This is a genomic window from Flavobacterium psychroterrae, assembly GCF_018380615.1.
Classification (GTDB): Bacteria; Bacteroidota; Bacteroidia; order Flavobacteriales; family Flavobacteriaceae; genus Flavobacterium; species Flavobacterium psychroterrae.
The window spans coordinates 43056-62572 of sequence record NZ_JAGYVZ010000011.1 but is presented as its reverse complement, the minus strand read 5'-3'; the positions used below and the strand labels follow the sequence as shown (position 1 = coordinate 62572).

At 29.2% G+C, this 19517-nt stretch carries 20 protein-coding genes; all 20 read left to right on the top strand.

All coding sequences use genetic code 11. The features are described from left to right. Positions 1 to 14: 14 nt before the first annotated feature. The 20 genes from rfbC (at position 15) to KHA90_RS12755 (ending at position 19503) form a co-directional block, all read left to right on the top strand. Positions 15 to 563, top strand: a complete 549-nt coding sequence (gene rfbC, locus KHA90_RS12850; RefSeq protein WP_213300520.1) for a dTDP-4-dehydrorhamnose 3,5-epimerase — start codon at positions 15 to 17, stop codon at positions 561 to 563. After that, the gene (rfbD, locus tag KHA90_RS12845; RefSeq protein WP_213300517.1) at positions 563 to 1408 is read left to right on the top strand and encodes a dTDP-4-dehydrorhamnose reductase; all 846 of its coding nucleotides are present in this window, start codon (positions 563 to 565) and stop codon (positions 1406 to 1408) included. Before rfbC ends, rfbD begins: the two co-directional genes overlap by 1 nt. 69 nt (positions 1409 to 1477) lie before the next feature. After that, positions 1478 to 2362, top strand: a complete 885-nt coding sequence (gene rfbA, locus KHA90_RS12840; protein ID WP_213300514.1) for a glucose-1-phosphate thymidylyltransferase RfbA — start codon at positions 1478 to 1480, stop codon at positions 2360 to 2362. An 84-nt stretch (positions 2363 to 2446) separates the two neighbouring features. Then, on the top strand, positions 2447 to 4414 hold the full coding sequence (locus KHA90_RS12835; protein WP_213300498.1) for a polysaccharide biosynthesis protein: 1968 nt from the start codon (positions 2447 to 2449) through the stop codon (positions 4412 to 4414). A gap of 191 nt (positions 4415 to 4605) precedes the next feature. Further along, positions 4606 to 5472: an ABC transporter permease gene (locus tag KHA90_RS12830; protein WP_213300494.1), complete on the top strand. Its 867-nt coding sequence runs from the start codon at positions 4606 to 4608 to the stop codon at positions 5470 to 5472. 42 nt (positions 5473 to 5514) lie between these two features. After that, a complete protein-coding gene (locus KHA90_RS12825) occupies positions 5515 to 6804 on the top strand; it encodes an ABC transporter ATP-binding protein (protein ID WP_244860316.1) in 1290 nt (429 codons plus the stop codon). Beyond that, on the top strand, positions 6783 to 7535 hold the full coding sequence (locus KHA90_RS12820; protein ID WP_213300491.1) for an FkbM family methyltransferase: 753 nt from the start codon (positions 6783 to 6785) through the stop codon (positions 7533 to 7535). Before KHA90_RS12825 ends, KHA90_RS12820 begins: the two co-directional genes overlap by 22 nt. After that, entirely contained in the window at positions 7511 to 8458 is a 948-nt protein-coding gene (locus KHA90_RS12815) for a GDP-L-fucose synthase family protein (RefSeq protein WP_213300488.1), read from the top strand. Before KHA90_RS12820 ends, KHA90_RS12815 begins: the two co-directional genes overlap by 25 nt. Then, positions 8458 to 9633, top strand: coding sequence for a DegT/DnrJ/EryC1/StrS family aminotransferase (locus KHA90_RS12810; protein WP_244860315.1), 1176 nt, complete (start codon positions 8458 to 8460; stop codon positions 9631 to 9633). The genes KHA90_RS12815 and KHA90_RS12810 overlap by 1 nt, the downstream gene beginning before the upstream one ends. Beyond that, entirely contained in the window at positions 9634 to 10452 is an 819-nt protein-coding gene (locus tag KHA90_RS12805) for an alpha-1,2-fucosyltransferase (RefSeq protein WP_213300485.1), read from the top strand. A gap of 3 nt (positions 10453 to 10455) precedes the next feature. Continuing rightward, on the top strand, positions 10456 to 11529 hold the full coding sequence (gmd, locus tag KHA90_RS12800; RefSeq protein ID WP_213300482.1) for a GDP-mannose 4,6-dehydratase: 1074 nt from the start codon (positions 10456 to 10458) through the stop codon (positions 11527 to 11529). Further along, the gene (locus KHA90_RS12795; protein ID WP_213300468.1) at positions 11529 to 12560 is read left to right on the top strand and encodes a glycosyltransferase family 2 protein; all 1032 of its coding nucleotides are present in this window, start codon (positions 11529 to 11531) and stop codon (positions 12558 to 12560) included. Before gmd ends, KHA90_RS12795 begins: the two co-directional genes overlap by 1 nt. A 1-nt stretch (position 12561) precedes the next feature. Then, entirely contained in the window at positions 12562 to 13401 is an 840-nt protein-coding gene (locus tag KHA90_RS12790) for a glycosyltransferase family protein (protein WP_213300465.1), read from the top strand. A 92-nt stretch (positions 13402 to 13493) separates the two neighbouring features. Beyond that, positions 13494 to 14261, top strand: a complete 768-nt coding sequence (locus KHA90_RS12785; protein WP_213300462.1) for a hypothetical protein — start codon at positions 13494 to 13496, stop codon at positions 14259 to 14261. Beyond that, on the top strand, positions 14258 to 15124 hold the full coding sequence (locus tag KHA90_RS12780; protein WP_213300459.1) for a hypothetical protein: 867 nt from the start codon (positions 14258 to 14260) through the stop codon (positions 15122 to 15124). The genes KHA90_RS12785 and KHA90_RS12780 overlap by 4 nt, the downstream gene beginning before the upstream one ends. Positions 15125 to 15128: 4 nt before the next feature. Next, positions 15129 to 16055, top strand: a complete 927-nt coding sequence (locus tag KHA90_RS12775; protein ID WP_213300456.1) for a glycosyltransferase family 2 protein — start codon at positions 15129 to 15131, stop codon at positions 16053 to 16055. Next, positions 16052 to 17014: a glycosyltransferase family 2 protein gene (locus KHA90_RS12770; protein ID WP_213300454.1), complete on the top strand. Its 963-nt coding sequence runs from the start codon at positions 16052 to 16054 to the stop codon at positions 17012 to 17014. Before KHA90_RS12775 ends, KHA90_RS12770 begins: the two co-directional genes overlap by 4 nt. After that, a complete protein-coding gene (locus KHA90_RS12765; RefSeq protein ID WP_213300450.1) occupies positions 17011 to 17856 on the top strand; it encodes a glycosyltransferase family 2 protein in 846 nt (281 codons plus the stop codon). The genes KHA90_RS12770 and KHA90_RS12765 overlap by 4 nt, the downstream gene beginning before the upstream one ends. 22 nt (positions 17857 to 17878) lie before the next feature. Then, positions 17879 to 18580, top strand: coding sequence for a Rossmann-fold NAD(P)-binding domain-containing protein (locus tag KHA90_RS12760; protein WP_213300447.1), 702 nt, complete (start codon positions 17879 to 17881; stop codon positions 18578 to 18580). Then, complete coding sequence (locus KHA90_RS12755) at positions 18577 to 19503, top strand: polysaccharide biosynthesis protein (RefSeq protein ID WP_213300445.1); 927 nt, start codon at positions 18577 to 18579, stop codon at positions 19501 to 19503. Before KHA90_RS12760 ends, KHA90_RS12755 begins: the two co-directional genes overlap by 4 nt. Positions 19504 to 19517: the final 14 nt, after the last annotated feature.

Genomic DNA, 19517 nt, shown 5'->3' with positions numbered 1-19517 from the left:
AGTTATATTTTAATATGAAAATTGAAGAAACATTTATAAAAGATTTAGTAGTTATCGAGCCTACAGTTTTTGGAGATGAAAGAGGTTATTTTTTTGAATCATACAGCAAAACTAAATTTGAAGATTTAGGAATTAATATAGATTTCGTTCAGGATAATCAATCTTTTTCTAAAAAAGGAACTTTGAGAGGTTTGCATTATCAAAACCCTCCTTTTGCTCAGACAAAATTGGTACGTGTTTTAGAAGGTGAGATTATTGATGTTGCAGTTGATTTAAGAAAAGATTCACCTACTTACGGGAAATCCTTTAGTGTTTTATTATCAGCAGAAAATAAAAAACAATTATTAGTGCCGCAAGGATTTGCGCATGGGTTTTCGGTTATTAGTGAAACCGCTTCTGTGATGTATAAATGTGATCAGTTTTATAACAAAGAAGCTGAAGGAGGAATTAAATTTGATGATCCATCTCTTAATATCGACTGGGGAATGGATTTAAAAGAAGCAATTGTTTCAGAAAAAGATCAAGTACTTCCTTTTATTGATAATTGTAATAGTTTATTTTAATGGAAAGAATTCTTGTAACAGGAGCAAACGGACAATTAGGATCTGAACTTGCCACTTTATCATCAAATTATCCACAATATGAATGGATTTTTGCTGATAGAACTAAAATTACATTAGATGATTTAGATACACTTCAAAGTCAATTAGAAGATATTAAGCCAAATATAATTTTTAATTGTGGTGCATATACAGCAGTTGATAAAGCTGAAAATGAAAGAGAATTAGCTTTTACAGTAAATCATGTGGCAGTAGAATTAATTGCAAAGTATACTTTTAAGAATAATGCAAAATTAATTCATATATCTACAGACTACGTTTTTGACGGATCATCTTCAATCGCTTTAAATGAAGATGAAGAAACGAATCCAATAAATATTTATGGAGCCAGTAAAAGAGCTGGTGAAATCGCTTGTTTGAAAGAAAATCCAAATTCAATTGTCATAAGAACTTCTTGGGTATATAGTAAATTTGGAAATAATTTCGTTAAAACTATGCAACGTCTGATGCAGGAAAAAGATAGTATAAATGTAGTAAATGATCAAATTGGTTCACCAACTTATGCTGCTGATTTAGCTCATGGAATGATTAGTGTTTTAGAATCATCCAGTTGGATTCCGGGGATTTACAATTATTCAAATGAAGGAGAAATAAGTTGGTATGAATTTGCGTTGAGTATAAAGGAAATAGGAGGGTATAATTGCAATGTTGGCGGAATACCATCAGCATCATATCCAACTCCTGCAAAGCGACCTGAGTTTTCGTTACTAGATAAAAAAAAAATAAAGACTATATATAATTTGGATATTCCAAATTATAAAGAGAGTTTGAAAAAAATGTTTATATAATTAAAGATAATTTAGCTTTAGTATTTCACGAATATGAAATCTAAAAGTTAAAATCTAAAATAAAAGTTTATGAAAGGAATTATTTTAGCTGGAGGTTCGGGCACCCGTTTACATCCTTTAACGCTTGCTATGAGTAAGCAAATGATGCCAGTGTATGATAAACCTATGATTTATTATCCGTTATCTACTTTGATGATGTCAGGAATAAGCGAAATATTAATTATCTCGACACCTCATGACTTGCCAAATTTTAAAAAATTATTAGGTGACGGTTCAACTTTGGGTTGTAAATTCAGTTATGCTGAACAAGCAATTCCTAATGGGCTAGCACAGGCATTTGTTATTGGAGAAAAATTTATTGGTGATGATGATGTAGCTTTAATATTAGGAGATAACATATTTTTTGGTTCTAATATGCAAGAGCTTTTAAAATCAAATACAAAACCGGTTGGCGGAGTTGTCTTTGCTTATCATGTTTCTGATCCTGAACGATATGGCGTTGTTGAATTTGATGAAAATTATAAAGCAATTTCTATTGAAGAAAAGCCAATTGAACCTAAATCAAGTTATGCTGTTCCGGGTTTATATTTTTACGATAATTCTGTTGTTGAGATCGCCAAAAATATTAAACCAAGTGCCCGTGGGGAATATGAAATAACTGATGTCAATAAAGTTTATCTTGAAAAAGAAGCCTTAAAAGTGGGTATTTTAAGCAGAGGAACAGCGTGGCTGGATACAGGAACTTTTAATAGTTTAATGCAAGCTGGACAATTTGTACAGGTTCTTGAAGAAAGACAAGGCTTAAAAGTAGGCTGTATTGAAGAAATTGCCTGGAGACAAGGTTTTATAAATGACTCTCAACTTGAAGAACTTGCCTTGCCTTTGGTGAAATCAGGTTATGGAGCCTATTTGATAGAATTTCTAAATCAAAAGAAAAAAGGTGTTAAAATCTAATTTACTTCAAGAAATAATTTTTTAAAACCTTTAATTTGTACTTTTGTAAGTCATGTAGGCTTTGAAAAATCAAACTAAACCAAATTGGATACAGATAAACAAACTAAAATAGTCTCTTTGTTGCATAATTTTTTCTCTCCAAGGAATCTAAGAAGCAGTATTAATAACCTTAGCTATTTGCCTAGGTGGATCATTATTGCGATAGATGTAATGGTTCTGATTTTTTCATTCACATTTACTTATATGTTGTTTGAAGGAACAGCACTAGGTTATATAATTACGTCACATCAGTTTTATTTTGTTTCAAGTTTAATCATTATAAATGTATTTTTCTTTTGGCTTTTCAGAACTTATTCAGGAATTATTCGCCACTCATCTTATATTGATGCTATAAAACTGTTATTTTCTCAAATGTCGGTTTTAGTATTTTTTCTATTTTTCAATTTAGTTTTTGAATTATATACCGGGCATAAAGCATTTTTAAATACAGCACTTTTTATTAATTTAGTTTTATCGTTTTGCGGTTTGTTTTTGTATCGCGTTGTAGTAAAACAAACTTTCGAATTATATTTTTCAGAAAAAACGAATTCTAAGTTAATCAGAACCGTAATTTACGGAACAGATGCTAATGCAATTTCTGTGGCAAATGCATTGAAATTTGAAACTCCTTCCCGATTTAAAATTGTTGGGTTTGTAGATAAAAATAATCAAAATGCGTCTAAACGAATGTTAGATTTGCCAATTTTGATTTTGCGAAAAAAATTGCCGGCTTTAATGCGTTCTGTAGCAGCAGAAGGTGTTATTATAGCTGATAAAAGTTTATCTAAAGAAGAGCAATTGATCATTGTTGACCAATGTTTAGAATTCAATTATAGAGTATATACGGTTCCTTTGATCTCGGATTGGGAAAATCAAAAAGAAATTTCTCAAAAAGTAAAAAATATTCAAATTGAAGATTTATTAGAAAGAAAACCTATTGTTCTCGACAGTAAATCAATTTCAAAACAATTAAAAGATAAAACAATTCTTATTACCGGTGCAGCCGGATCAATAGGAAGCGAAATAGTAAGGCAGGTTTTAGGATTTAATCCTAAAATGGTGATTATACTAGACCATGCCGAAACACCTCTTCATAATTTGTGTTTAGAGACTTTAACTTTAAATTCAGAATCAAAAATTGTAGCTGTTATTGCAGATGTAAGAAGTAAAAAAGCATTAGAGAAAGTTTTTAAAAATTACAGTCCACATGTTGTCTTTCATGCGGCGGCTTATAAACACGTCCCTTTGATGGAAGAAAATCCATCGCAAGCAATTCAGACAAATATTAAAGGCACTAAAAATTTAGCTGACTTATCTTGTAAGTATCATGTCAAAAAATTTGTTATGGTATCTACTGATAAAGCGGTTAATCCTAGTAATGTAATGGGAGCCAGCAAACGAATTGCAGAGAAATATGTACAATCTTTATTTTTGAAAAATCAGAGAGCAAATATTGAAGGCGCTACAAAATTTATTACAACCCGTTTTGGAAATGTTTTAGGTTCTAACGGTTCTGTTGTTCCTTTGTTCACTAAGCAAATTGCCGAAGGAGGACCTGTTACTATAACGCATCAGGATATTATTCGTTATTTTATGACCATTCCTGAGGCTTGTCAGTTAGTTCTTGAAGCTGGTGCAATGGGTAATGGAGGGGAAATTTATATTTTTGATATGGGTAAGCCAGTAAAAATAATTGACCTTGCCAAAAAAATGATTAAGTTAGCAGGGTTTATTCCTGATAAGGAGATAAAAATAAAAATTGTTGGATTAAGACCAGGTGAAAAATTATACGAAGAATTATTAAATGATACTTCTAAAACGTTGCCGACCCATCATAATAAAATCATGATCGCTCAGGAAATCCAGGATGAATATGAAAATTTGCACATCGAAATTGATGAGCTTATTGGTATCGCTGATTTCTATGAAAATGATGATATTGTAACTAAAATGAAAAAAATTGTCCCGGAATTTAAAAGTATGAATTCTACTTTTGAAATTTTAGATAAGTAGTTTCTTATGATAAATTGAACGTTGATTTCAAATAATATTAAAAAGGTGTTTTTTTATAAAACGCCTTTTTGCTTTTTAAATATTTTTTAAACGATTAAAAATCTTGTTAATAAAAACGAGAAGCTATGTAATAAATGGCAAAATCTAATTTTAAGAATAAATCATTACAAGTACATTGTAATTAATACAAAATGAACGACAACAATAGCCCCAATGATTGGTTGTTTGAAATAACACCTAAAAATAAATTCTTCTCATTAAATTTAAAGGAAGTTTGGCAATATCGAGATTTACTACTTCTTTTTGTAAAACGAGATGTTATTACAGTTTACAAGCAAACAGTTTTAGGTCCGCTTTGGTATCTAATTCAGCCTTTATTTACTTCTGTAACTTTTACTATCATATTTAATAACGTTGCAGGAATTGATACAGGAACAGTTCCTCCATTTTTATTCAATCTGGCAGGAATTACAGTTTGGAATTACTTCACAGCATGTTTAACCGGAACATCAGATACTTTTAAAGCCAATGCGGCTATTTTTGGAAAAGTTTACTTTCCCAGAATTATCACACCACTTTCAGTAGTAATTTCTAATCTGATAAAATTCGGAATTCAATTTTTAATTTTTGTCTCATTTTATATTTTCTATTATTTAACAGGTAGTAATTTAACTTTAAATGCTTCACTAATTTTCTTTCCCGTTTTAATTGCCTTTATGGGGATTTTAGGTTTGGGATTAGGAATGTTTATTTCTTCACTAGTAACTAAATATCGTGATTTTACCTATTTAGTTGGTTTTGGTATCCAGCTATTAATGTATTTATCAGCAGTTATGTACCCAATGGAACTGATCAAAAAAAAGTTGCCTGAATTTGGTTGGTTAGTAGAATATAATCCTCTTGCTTATATTATAGAAACTGCCAGATATATGCTTTTAAATGTTGGAGAAATTTCTATTTTAGGATTAAGTTACACTTTGGCAATAACAATCGCAGTATTTTTTATTGGTCTTCTAATATTTAATAAAACCGAAAAGAGTTTTATAGATACTGTTTAGAAACGCTAATTATTTTAAATAATCATAATTTACAATTCATAATTGAAAAAGGATATAATATTAAAAGCTGAAAATATCTCTAAACAATATCGTTTAGGTCAAGTAGGTACAGGAACATTGATCCATGATTTAAATCGTTGGTGGCATCAAGTACGTGGCAAAGAAAATCCATATTTAAAAATAGGTGACACAAACGATCGTTCTACTAAAGGAAATTCAGATTATGTTTGGGCTTTGCAGGATATAAATTTTGAGGTCGAAAGTGGTGAGGTTCTCGGAATTATAGGAAAAAATGGAGCAGGAAAATCAACTTTATTAAAGATACTTTCAAAAGTTACAGCTCCAACTACAGGAAGCATAAAATCCCGTGGTCGAATTGCTTCACTTCTTGAGGTGGGTACAGGATTTAATGGAGAAATGACCGGAAGGGAAAATGTCTTCCTGAATGGTGCAATCCTTGGAATGACAAAAAAAGAAATTACTTCGAAACTTGATGAAATTATTGAATTTTCAGGTTGCGAGAGATATATCGATACTCCTGTAAAAAGATATAGTTCAGGAATGACAGTTCGTTTAGCCTTCGCTGTAGCAGCTTTTTTAGAACCGGAAATTTTGGTTATTGATGAGGTTCTTGCTGTTGGGGATGCTGAATTTCAAAAGAAAGCCATAGGAAAAATGCAGGATATTTCTCGTGAAGGTGGAAGGACTGTTTTATTTGTAAGTCATAATATGGCAGCGGTAAAGAGTTTATGTACTAGAGGAATTGTTCTTGAAAATGGTACTATTAAGTTTAATGGTGATATTGACCAAGCTTTAGATGTTTATTTAAGCAATGATAATGATACAGAGCATTCAATTGTTTTTGATGAAAATACAAAGAGAGAAGGAAGTCGAAATCTGGAGTTTGTTTCACTAGAAATAAGGAATCAGAATAATAAATTAAGTCAGGAATTTTCTATTGGAGATGATTTGAATATTAAATTTAAATTAAAGAATAATTCGAACGAAAGCAGATCCGAAGTAGCCATCCAGATAAAATCTTCGGATGAGATGCCTATTTTTCATATTATGGCAAGAGATTCTAATTATGAATTGAAACATACTTATAATGAAGAAGAATATAATGTTGTCCTTAAAGACTTAAGATTATTTCCTGGATTTTATAACATAACATTAATAAGTGCCAATACAACGGGGCATGAAATATACGATAATATTGAAAATGCATTATCCTTTCAAGTGGTTGATGGTGGTAAATATACGATAAGAAGTTTACCAAGATCTGTAGGACTTATGTTTTTAAATCCTGAATGGCAAAAAACAAATTCTTAATATTATTTTCAACTAACTATTTATTACATATTTTCAAAAATAAAAAAATGATCTCAAGAATAAAAAAAGCAATAAAAGTTCTCATTAATTATGATAATAAAAAGGCTGTAATTCATCCTAATGATTTGTTACAACATAATAGAGTTCAGCCTTGGTTTGCTATAAAAGGAGATCAAACACTCAGGTTAGATTATGATTTAAATTCGGATTCCGTAGTTTTTGATGTTGGAGGCTATAAAGGAGAATTTGCCACAGATATATTATGTAAATATGATTCAAATATTTTTGTTTTTGAACCGATTAAAGATTTTTTCGGAATTATAAAAAATAAATTTATAAAGAATAAAAAGATTCATGCCTTCAATTTTGGATTGGCTGGTGCCGATGCTGATTTACAAATTAGTCTTTCAGATAATTCGTCATCTGTTTATTTAAAGACTGAAACCACTGAGACAATCAAATTAAAATCAATAGTTCAATTTCTAAAGGAAAATAATATTAAGGAAGTGGATTTAATCAAAATTAATATAGAAGGTGGTGAATATGAGCTTTTAGAATCTCTAATAAATAATGATTGTATTACTGTTTTTAAAAATATTCAGGTTCAATTTCATGACTTTTTATTTGAAAATGCACAAGATAGAATGAATCAAATTCAAAATAATCTTTTGAAGACTCACAAGTTAACATATCAATACGAATTTGTATGGGAGAATTGGGAAAGAATATAAATAAAAACGCCAAAATATATATTACAGGTCATACAGGAATGTTAGGCAGTATAACTTTGAATTTTTTTAAAGAAAATGGTTATTCTAATATCTTAACTACTACTCATAAAACCTTAGATTTAATCAATCAGCAAGAAGTTGATGATTTTTTTAATAGAGAAAAACCAGAATATGTAATTCATATTGCTGCAAAAGTTGGTGGTATTAAAGCAAATATTGATAATCCTGCAATTTTTTTGTATGATAACCTGATGATGCAATCTAATATCATAAATTCTTCGTATAAGCATGGTGTAAAAAAGTTTGTATTTATTGCAAGTTCCTGCATATATCCCGCAGCTTCGCCACAACCTATGAAAGAGGAATATCTTTTAGACGGAAAACCGGAGCCAACAAACGAAGGATATGCGATTGCAAAAATTACAGGAATTAAATTATTAGAAAGCTATAATAAACAATATGGTTTTAACGGAATTAGTTTAATTCCTAGTAATTTATATGGACCTAATGATACTTTTGATCTCAATCATGCGCATGTTTTGTCATCATTAGTTAAAAGATTTGTAGATGCTAAAAATGAGAATGCAGCATCCCTGACTTTATGGGGAACAGGAATTGCCAGAAGAGAATTTTTGCACGTAGAAGATTTTTCTAAAGCAATTTTATATTTTTTTGAAAATTATAATTCTCCGGATTTTATTAATGTTGGTCCGGGAACTGATATTAGTATAAAAGAATTAGCCGAGTTGATTTTGTCTAAGGTAGAATATTCAGGCGAAATTTCGTGGGATGAAACTAAACCCAATGGTATGCTCAAAAAATGCATGGACGTATCAAATATGCTAAATGAAGGATTTAAACCAAATAAAGCATTAGAAACAGGAATTGAAGAGGTAATAAAAAGTTATAAAAATAAGCAGTAATGAAAATACCCTTAATGCGAAAAGCATTTCTTAAAGAAGAAGAAACAAAAAAAGCCTTGGCTGATTTTATTCTTAATGCAGATAGATTAAGTATGGACATTGAGTGTGAAAAATTTGAAAACAAATTTGCTCAGTATCAAAAATGCAAGCATGCTGTATTATTTAATAGCGGAGGGAGCGCAAATTTGGCAATGCTACAGGCATTAAAAAATTTAGGAAAACTAAAAGATGGTGATAAAGTAGCATTTTCAGCATTAACATGGTCGACTAATACAATGCCTATTATTCAGTTAGGCATGGTTCCCGTAGCACTTGATTGCGAGCCGGACACATTAAATACTATGTCTTACCATCTTATTGAAAGATTAAAAACTACAGATTTACAGGCGCTATTTATAACAAATATTTTAGGTTTTACAGGAGATATTGATGTTATAAAACAAATTTGTAATAAAAAAAATATTATTCTAATTGAAGATAATTGTGAATCATTAGGAACTGAATTACCTGATGGAGTTACAGGAAATTTTGGAATAGGAGGAAGTTTTTCTTTTTTTGTTGCACATCATATGTCGACAATCGAAGGAGGAATGGTTTGCACCAGTGATGATGATTTTGCCGAAATGCTTAGAATTGTAAGAGCAAACGGCTGGGATAGAAATCTGGATGCTGAACAACAGCAAAAATGGAGATCAAAATTTGGGATTGAATCTGAATTTCAGGCAAAATACACCTTTTATGATTTAGGTTATAATTTTAGACCTACAGAAATTACTGGTTTTCTAGGTCAATATCAAATGCAATTTTTAGAAGAAAATATCAGTAAACGAGAACAAAATTATTTAAGAATAGAAAATGTTCTAAAAGATAATTCGGATTTTGTACATCTTAAACACGATCATATTAACAGATTGTCAACATTTGCTTTTCCATTCGTATGCCAAACTCCGGAATTAAGAAAACATTACTTAGATAAGTTTATTAATGCAGGAGTAGAAATTAGACCTATGATAGCCGGAAATATGCAGGAACAGCCTTTTTATAAAAAGTATGTAACAGAATTATATGAAATGCCCGGAGCAGATATGATGCATGCAAATGGTTTTTATTGCGGAAATTATCCTGAACTTCTTGAAGAAGATTTAGTACTTATCGAAAATTTACTAAAAAAATAGATGATTGTAGTACAGTTAATTGGAGGTTTAGGAAATCAGTTATTTCAATATGCTGTAGCTAGATCTTTGGCTATAGAAACAAAGCAGCAGCTATTTATTGATGTGTCGCAATTTAAAACTTATCAACTGCATAATTATGCATTGCATCATTTTAATATTATTTCTAAAGTTTATAAACAGGAAAATAAATATTTAAGAAAAATAAAGAGTTTCTATAAAAAAAATAATTTCTATAAAGAAGTTGATTTTGGATATAATCCAAATATAGCCACATTAAAAGGAAATATATTTTTAGAAGGATATTTTCAATCCGAAAAATATTTTTTAAAGTATCAGGAAGAAGTCCGAAATGATTTTGAATTACTTACCCCATTAAAAAAAATAACTGAAGACACCATTAGAAAAATTGAATTAGTAAATTCTGTTTCAATTCATATTCGAAGAGGAGATTATTTAAACAATCCTTTACACAATACAAGCAAAGAAGAATATTATAAAGAGGCCTTAGAAATTATCGAAAGTAAAGTCAAAGATCCCGTTTTTTTTGTTTTTTCTGATGATATTGATTGGGTGAAATTGAATTTTTCGACCAATAGAGAAACAGTTTACATTGATTTTAATGATGCTTTAACGAATTTTGAGGACTTAAAGTTAATGTCTTCCTGTAAACATAATATTATTGCAAACAGCAGCTTTAGTTGGTGGGGCGCATGGCTTAATAAAAATCCCGATAAAATTGTTGTTGCTCCAAAACTTTGGTTTAACGACGATTCGATAAATACTACTGATATAATCCCGACAAATTGGGTTAAAATATAAAAAATGAAAAAGGCATTAATAACTGGAGTGACTGGACAAGATGGTGCTTATTTAGCAGAATTCTTATTAGAGAAAGGTTACGAAGTACACGGTATAAAAAGAAGAGCATCATCATTCAATACACAACGTATCGATCATTTATTTAGAGATCTTCATGAAGATAATGTAAGATTCATTCTTCATTACGGAGATTTGTCAGATGCCACAAATTTAATAAGGATTATACAAGAAGTACAGCCGGACGAGATATATAATTTAGGAGCGATGTCACATGTCAAAGTAAGTTTTGATACCCCTGAATATGTTGCAAATGTTGATGGTTTGGGCGCAATGAGATTATTAGAAGCCGTAAGAATTTTAGGTCTTGCAGAAAAAACAAGAATTTATCAGGCATCAACTTCAGAGCTTTATGGTTTAGTGCAGGAAGTACCGCAAAACGAAAAAACACCATTTTATCCCCGTTCACCATATGGCGTAGCAAAAATTTATGCCTATTGGATCACAGTAAATTACCGCGAAGCATATAATATGTTTGCCTGTAACGGAATTTTATTTAATCATGAGTCACCTTTAAGAGGAGAAACATTTGTTACCCGAAAAATCACAATGGCTGTTGCCAAAATAGCGTTAGGTTTACAAGATGTTTTATACATAGGAAATTTAAATTCTCAGAGAGATTGGGGACATGCAAAAGATTATATTGAAGCAATGTGGTTAATCTTGCAACAAGATAATCCGGAAGATTTTGTAATTTCTACTGGTAAAACAACTCATGTTAGAGAATTTGTTCGAATGGCATTTTTAGAGTGTGGTATTGAACTAGATTTTGTGGGAGAAAATGAAAATGAAATTGCAAAAATTAAATGTTGTTCTAATCCTGAATATCAAATTGAAATAGGAAAAGAAGTTGTAAAAGTTGACCCAACATATTACAGACCCACAGAGGTTGATTTATTAATAGGAGATTCTACTAAAGCAAGAACAGTTTTAGGATGGAAACCCAAATTTGATTTAGCTGATATAGTAAAACAAATGGTTGCAGCAGACGTAGAATTATTTGAAAACGAAAAAAAATAATGTCTTCCATTCCTAAAATAACAGTTTTAATGCCTGTCTACAATTGCGAACTTTATATAAAAGAAGCAGTAGACAGTATTTTAAATCAAACCTTTTCAGATTTTGAGTTTATAATAATTGACGATGCTTCATCAGACGCAACAGTATCAATTATAAAGGCATATGATGATCCAAGAATACAATTAATACAAAAACCTCAAAATTCAGGTTACACTAATAGTTTAAATCATGGATTGACTATTGCTAAAGGAGAATATATTGCTAGGATGGATGGTGATGATATAAGTTTACCGGAACGTTTTGCAAAACAAGTAGATTTTTTAGATACAAATCTTGATGTAGTTTTATGTGGGACATTATATCAGGTAATTGGAGAAAAAAAAGTTTGCGATCATCCGTTAATACATGATGAAATTAAAGTAAAGCTAATTTCAGGATGTTATATTGCACATCCTACAATTATGTTTGTAAAGGCTAAATTTGATGAGCATAAGCTTGCATATGATTCTGAGATGGAGCCTGCAGAAGATTATGAATTATGGTCACGTTTGGTTTTTTTGGAAAAAACTGCAAATATAGGGCAAGTTTTGCTTTATTATAGAGTTCATAATCAACAAGTTTCAAGGATTAGAAATGAAAAGCAAATTAAAGTTGCACATCAAGTTAGAATTACAATGCTACAAAAAGTAATTCCACAATTAGATAAAGAACTTTATTTTTTTGATATACAAAAACAGGGATTAAATTTGGAGTTTATTCTGAAAAAACTAAAGAGAAAAGTAAATTTATTGGATTCTCTAATTTTAATAAATGGTAAAAAGGGTATTTACGAACATAGAATGTTTTTGCAATTTATAAATAATGAAAAGAAAAGGTTGTACAAACTTTATCAAGAAAGGGATGACGTATACTCTTTTACAAATGTTTGTCAGATTTTGATTATATTTCCTCTTTTTTTTAAAAAAGTAGGCTTAAAAAAGACAGGTAAATTTGTAATAAAATCTATCTTTTATAAAAAAAATAAAAAGTAGAATGAAAAAATATTTGGTAAAGCTTTTTGATTTTCTTAGGATAGAATCAACCTTAAAAAAATATTATAAATGGACTAAGTTTAGGTTCGTCCAATTTTTAAATAATACTTTCAATGTAAATGTAATTAAGCAAAATTTTGATTATAAGTTGATTCCTATAATAATTATAAGTTTTAATCAGCTTTTTTATCTAAAAAAGTTGATAAATTTTTTAAAGGTACACAATTATAAAAATATTGTTATAATTGATAATAACTCAAGCTATCAACCTTTAATTAAGTATTTCAATGAAATTGAATCCACCGTAACGATTCATCGCTTGAAGCAAAATTATGGTCATTTAGTTTTTTGGAAAGTTAAAGAATTGTTTGAACAGTATTCAAATGGCTATTATGCTATAACAGATGCTGATATTAATCCAATAGAAGAATGTCCTGAAGATTTTTTATTGTATTTTAAAAAAGTCCTAAATAAAAACATGAATATAACCAAAGTAGGGTATAGTTTGAAAATCGATGACATTCCAGACACTAATTTTAATAAAGAAAAGATAGTAAAATGGGAAAGTCAGTTTTGGAGATCAAAAACTAACGAAGGAGATTTTAAGGCAGGTATTGATACCACTTTTGCTTTGTATAGACCAAAATACATTCATGATGAGGGTTCGTTTTTAAGGGGTTGTAGAACAAATTTTCCTTACAGTGCAAGGCATGGAGGTTGGTACATTAATAATAATGAATTAACAGACGAGCAGATATTTTATTTTAAGAGTTGTAATGATTCAAGTTCTTGGAGAGTGGATAAAAATGGCGATTTAATTAATCAAGATTATAATATTTAAATAATAATAAAAGAGTGTTTATAAATTGCTCAGAATTATTTTGTAAGATTTAGATATTTTAAGTGTACTTCGGTATAGAAATTAAAAACATTATGAAAGTTACATTTGAGATAAAAGTATATGAGAATGATTGGGAATATATATTGTACGGTGATTATTTGACTAAATTAATTAATAATTGTAATCATGATTTTTTTTGTAAGCAATTGATAATTAATAATGTTAAAGATATAGCAAAAGTCGTTAAATATGCAAAAAATAAAATAAAAGAGGGAGTTATTGATAAAATAATTATCGTAAATGAGCACGAATCGATTGTTCTCGATTATTTTAATTTAAATAAAGATTCATTTAAAGGAGGCTTTAATTATTCGATTGCTGAATTGACGGGAATATACTTTTGCCAAACTGAATATTTATTACATTTTTCAAGTGATTCCTTTGTAAAAAAGATTGGTTTTGATTGGATAAAAAAAGCTATTGAAGCCTTAGAAAAAGATAGTAAATTTATTGTTGCAAACCCTATATGGAATAATAGAATAGAAGAGGCTAAGGGTGAATCTAATTATGATATAGATGATTTTTTTGTAGGCTTTGGATTTTCAGACCAATGTTATTTAATAAAAACAAAATGCTTTAAGTCGGATATTTACAGTGAAACAAATGTTAAATCCGACCGTTATCCAAAATATGGAGGAGAGTTATTTGAAAAAAGAGTAGACGCTTTTATGAGAAATTCAGGTCATTTAAGAATTACCTTTAAAAATATAACTTATTTTCATGTCAATTTTCCAAAGAAATCATTTTGGAACAATTTTAAGCTTTATAATTATTATGTTGCAAAAAAAAGATTAAAATGAAAATAGAAGTTGGGTACATTCTATCTTACGATTACAGTATGTTTTTGACATCAGTAAAACAGTTATATGAGTATGTTGATAAAATCGTAGTTGGGATTGATGTTGATTTTAAAACATGGAGTGGGAATTCTTTTGAAATCCCGGATTCTTTTTTTGATGAAGTTAAAATTTTTGATAGAAGAAATATTATAGAATTTTATTTTGACAGTTTTTACATTCCTACTTTAAGTCCGATGGAATGTGAATCAAGAGAAAGAAATTTGGTTCTTAAGAAATTAGGAAGAGGATGGAAAATTCAATTGGATGTGGATGAATATATTTATGACTTTAAAGAAGTAGCCAAATATTTAAATAAGTATTGGTATTTAAATATTTTACCAAATAAAACTCCGGTTTGTATAAAAGGTAAGTTAATTACATTATATAGAGAGCTTCATGACGGATATCTTTTTATAGATAATAATGAGCAATTTCCTTTTATAACTAATCAAACATTTAATACGCATACTAGAAGAAATGATAACATAAAGAATTATTTTTCGAATATAAAAGTAATACATCAGTCATGGGCAAGAAAGGAAGAAGAAATAATGTTGAAAATTAATAATTGGGGACATAGAGATGATTTTGATACCCAAACTTATTTTCTGTTTTGGAAGTCATTAACCAGTTCGAACTATCAGGAATATAAAAACATTCATCCATTAATACCAAAAGTTTGGAATGAACTTTATTTTTTACCATCTAAATCAATAGATGATTTTATTTGTAAATTTTCGAATAACAACAATCAAAGTCTTATTGATTTGCCATTAATTCAAATTATAAAAGGAATAATCAAAAAAATGATTGGTAGAATATAATAATATGAATAAAACTGTGCAAATAGCTTCCTTAGTTTCAATAATAATCCCCACTTTTAATAGAGAAAATCTAATAAAAGAAACTTTAGAATCAATTTTGTTTCAAAGCTATACTAATTGGGAATGCATTATTGTAGATGATGGATCTACTGATAACACAGTTGAGGTTGTTAGAGAATTTATTAAAAATGATAGCCGTTTCTCGTTTTATAATTTAGAACATAAAGGTGTTAGTTATGCACGTAATCATGCATTAAGTAAAATAAAGGGAGAGTTTGTTCAGTTTCTGGATTCAGATGATTTATTGCATGAAAATAAAATAAAAGAGTCACTGTCGGTTTTAGCGTCAATACACCATTTAAAGCATAAAATCGTCATTTCAAATTTCATGATGTTTAGAGATGATTTAGTCAATCTCGAACAACCTTTTTGTAAACTTTCTCCGGAACAATTTACCTTCGAAAAAGTATTATACGATTGGGATTTTCAATTTAATATTCCAATTCATTGTGGTTTTTTCCATAAAAGCAATTTTGAAAATTTTCGGTTTCAGTCTGAATTAGGCGCAAAAGAAGATTGGATCATGTGGCTGAAGATTTTTAAAAACAATCCGGAAGTTATTTTTGTTGATTTACCATTGGCATATTATAGATACCATGAAAAAAATATGACTAAAGATTTTGACCACATGAAAAGCAACTTCTTTTATTCATTTCCTATTTTAAAAACAATGTTATCGCAAAATGAATTCGAAGCATTTTTAATTTTTTTAATCGAAAAGTATTATCAGCAATCAAGAGAAAATGCACTTCAATTAAAAAAATATAAGCATTCAACATCCTATAAAACAGGAAATAAAATCAAGCAGATCCTTTCAAAACTACATTTACTGGGATTAGGAAAATGGATACTAAAAAAAGTGAAAAAATGATAGCTATAGTAATACCTTATTACAAACTGGAGTTTTTTGAAGCAACTCTACAATCCTTAAAAACTCAAACAGATAAAAGATTTAAAGTTTACATAGGAAACGATGCAAGTCCGGAAAATCCAATATCATTGCTGGATAAATTTAAAGATGCTTTTGAATATAGTTATCATTATTTTGATTCAAATCTTGGAGGAATATCACTAGTTAAACAATGGGAGCGATGTATTGAGCTTACAGACAATGAGGAATGGATTATGATTCTTGGTGATGATGATGTATTAAGTAATAATGTAATCGAACAATTTTATAATAATCAAGAAGAAATAACAAACCAAAATATAAATGTAGTTCGTTTTTCTACCAAGGTAATAAATGAAAAAGGCGAAGTCTTTTCGGATAAATTTGAACATCCTGTTTTAGAAACAGGACAAGATTTTCTGGCCAGAAAATTTTCTAAAAAAACCAGAAGTTCCTTGAGTGAATATTTATTTAAAAAAGAAATAGTAAAACAAAAAAACTTTAGACATTTACCTCTTGCCTGGCATTCTGATGATTTGGCTGTATTAGAATTTTCTATGCCCAATTTTATTTATTCAATAAATGATGCCCAACTTTTAATTCGGGTTTCAAATTTAAGTATAACAGGAGATTCAAGCAGCAATGGACTTAAAAATCAGGCTACATTTGATTTTGTTAAAATACTTTTCACAGAATATAGTACCGTCTTAAATAAATTTCAAAGCAAAGCCATTTTAAATAAGCTAGAGGTTGCTTTTTTTAATATCCCATCATTTTATAATTATAAAACAATACTTAATTATCATTTTAAGCAAATAGGTTTTGGGTCGGCAATAAATTTTCAGTTGCGATTAATAAAATATCGTATAATTTTGATTCTGAAAAAACTTAATATTTTCCCAACTGTTTATACAGTGTACGCTAAAATATTCAATAAATGAAAAACTTTTTTTTAGTTATTCCAACACGAGATCGATTAGAATGTTTATCTAATTTGTTATTAGATTTAAACGCTTTCGAACAATACATTTCGCAAGTTATTATTGTCGATCAAAGTCAGGTTGATATAGAATCAGATCTTAACAAATTAGCACTGAACTTCAGTTTTATTTTCGTGAAAAACGGAAGAGATAAATCGGTAAATCATTCCAGAAACCAAGCTTTAAAACATTATAAAAATGAAGAATGGCTGTTTTTTTTAGATGATGATTTAAGAATTCCAAATATAGCATTTGAACACATAATAGAAATTTTAAAACCCAATATTATCGATGTTTTAATTCCCGGAATTCAGTTTGAAGGAATGGAAACAGCAGAATTTAAATATCAAACCATTTTAGATACTATTGCAAAACCACATAATTTTTCAAAACCAAGATTTAGACTGCAAGTATGCTCCGGTTTAAATATTGTAAAAAAAGAGATTTTTAAAGATGCAGGATTTCTGTTTGATGAAAATTTTTCAATATGGGGAGATGACTGGGACTACGGAATGCGTTTGCTTCAGGCTGGAGCAAATATTTATTTTCAGCCTAAAATTCTAGTCGAACATTTACAAGTACCCGTTGGCGGGCAAAGAGATAAAGGAAAATCAATTAATGTTGAATTAGAAAAGCAAAAGCTATATTTCTACTTTTACAAAAAACATTTTTCTAAAACTGTTTTAAAACAACAATTTTATCTGGGTGTAATCGAAGGAATTAAAATAGTGCTACAAACAGGCAAGATTTCAAAATTAAGAAATTGTATCAAAGGATATCGATTAATGAAATTAATCAAATAATAATATCTGTTAATTCTAATAAATGAAGATAGCAATTACAGGAGAAAAAGGTTTTATAGGGATACATCTAACCCAGTATTTTAGAAATATTCTTAAATATGAAGTGATTGAACTTGGAAGAGATTATCTAGGTCAGCTTTCAAAAGTGAAAGAATTAGATTGGCTTATTCATGGTGCTTTTATTCAACGACATAAAGATCCCGATACTTTAACCGCATTAAATAGAAAACTTACCAGCGACACAATAAAATGTTTAACAGATAATGATCTTAAATGTAATATTGCTTTTTTGTCATCCTTACAAGAGGATTTAGATAATCCATACGGACAATCTAAAAAAGAAGCAAAAATTGCATTAAATGAGTATTGTATCTCCGTTGGTACAGCGTTTATATCCTTTAAACTTCCTAATTCTTTTGGAATTTATGCAGTTCCCAACAAAACATCTTTTGTAGCAACATTTTGCTATAATCTGCATAATGATTTGCCAATAGAATTTAATAAAAACAAAGTAAACCTAGTTAGTATTAATGATGTATTGCCAATCATTGGAAATCTAAAACAAAGCGAAATTTTGTATCAGGAAACTTCAGTTGATGAAATTTACAGACTTTTACAACATTTTCATGAAATTAACCAAAGTCATAAATTTCCGGAATTGAAGACAAAATTTGAATTAGATTTGTATCAAACTTATTTGAGCTATATTAATTATAAAATATGAGATTATTTATCACGGGTGGAGCTGGTTATCTTGGAAGAGAAATAGTAAAAAGTTTTTATGACAAAGCCGAAATAACAATTTATAGCAGAGACGAGGCTAAACATTATTATTTAAAGAAACAATTCCCAAAAATTAACTGTGTAATTGGCGATGTCTCAGATTTTAAGTTAATGAATAAAGCTGCTAAAAATCATGATCACGGTATTTTTGCAGCATCCTTAAAACAAATTGAAGCCGTTGATCAAAATGTTGAAGTAGCACTTAGAACCATTGTTAACGGAGCAATTAATTCTCGCAATGTTGCCGAAGAAAATGATTTTAAAGCCGCATGTTTTATCTCTTCGGATAAAAGCAGGGCAGCAACAACATTATACGGAGCAATGAAGTTTATTGGCGGAGAATCTTTTATAGTAGATGCCGAAAAATCAAATGTTAATCTTACTACAGCAATTTACGGTAACGTATTAAATTCAACCGGAAGTATTATACCGTTAATATTAGATTCTATTAAAAATAAATACGAGCTAAAATTATATTCGCCGGAAATGACCCGTTTCATGATCGATGTTGAAGAAGCAGTTGGATTAATACACAATTCATTTCAATTTACAGGATTTAATATTATCCCAAATATTCCAAGCTTTCGGGTTTTAGATCTTTTTGAAATTTATAAAGAAGAATTTGGACTGAAATTTTCATTAGGAGTACCAAGAATTTCAGAAAAAATACATGAAATTATGATCGCTAAAGAAGAAACTCCAAGAACTTACCTGGATGAAAAACTAAATTTATATATGATGCATTATAAAAACATTTATGAAAATTCAAATGTGAGTTTTGATGAATTTTCAAGCCATAATGTATCCGTATCAAAAGAGGAATTATATAAAAAGCTGAAGGAAAATAATTTTTTCAGCATTTAAATATTCATCGCTCC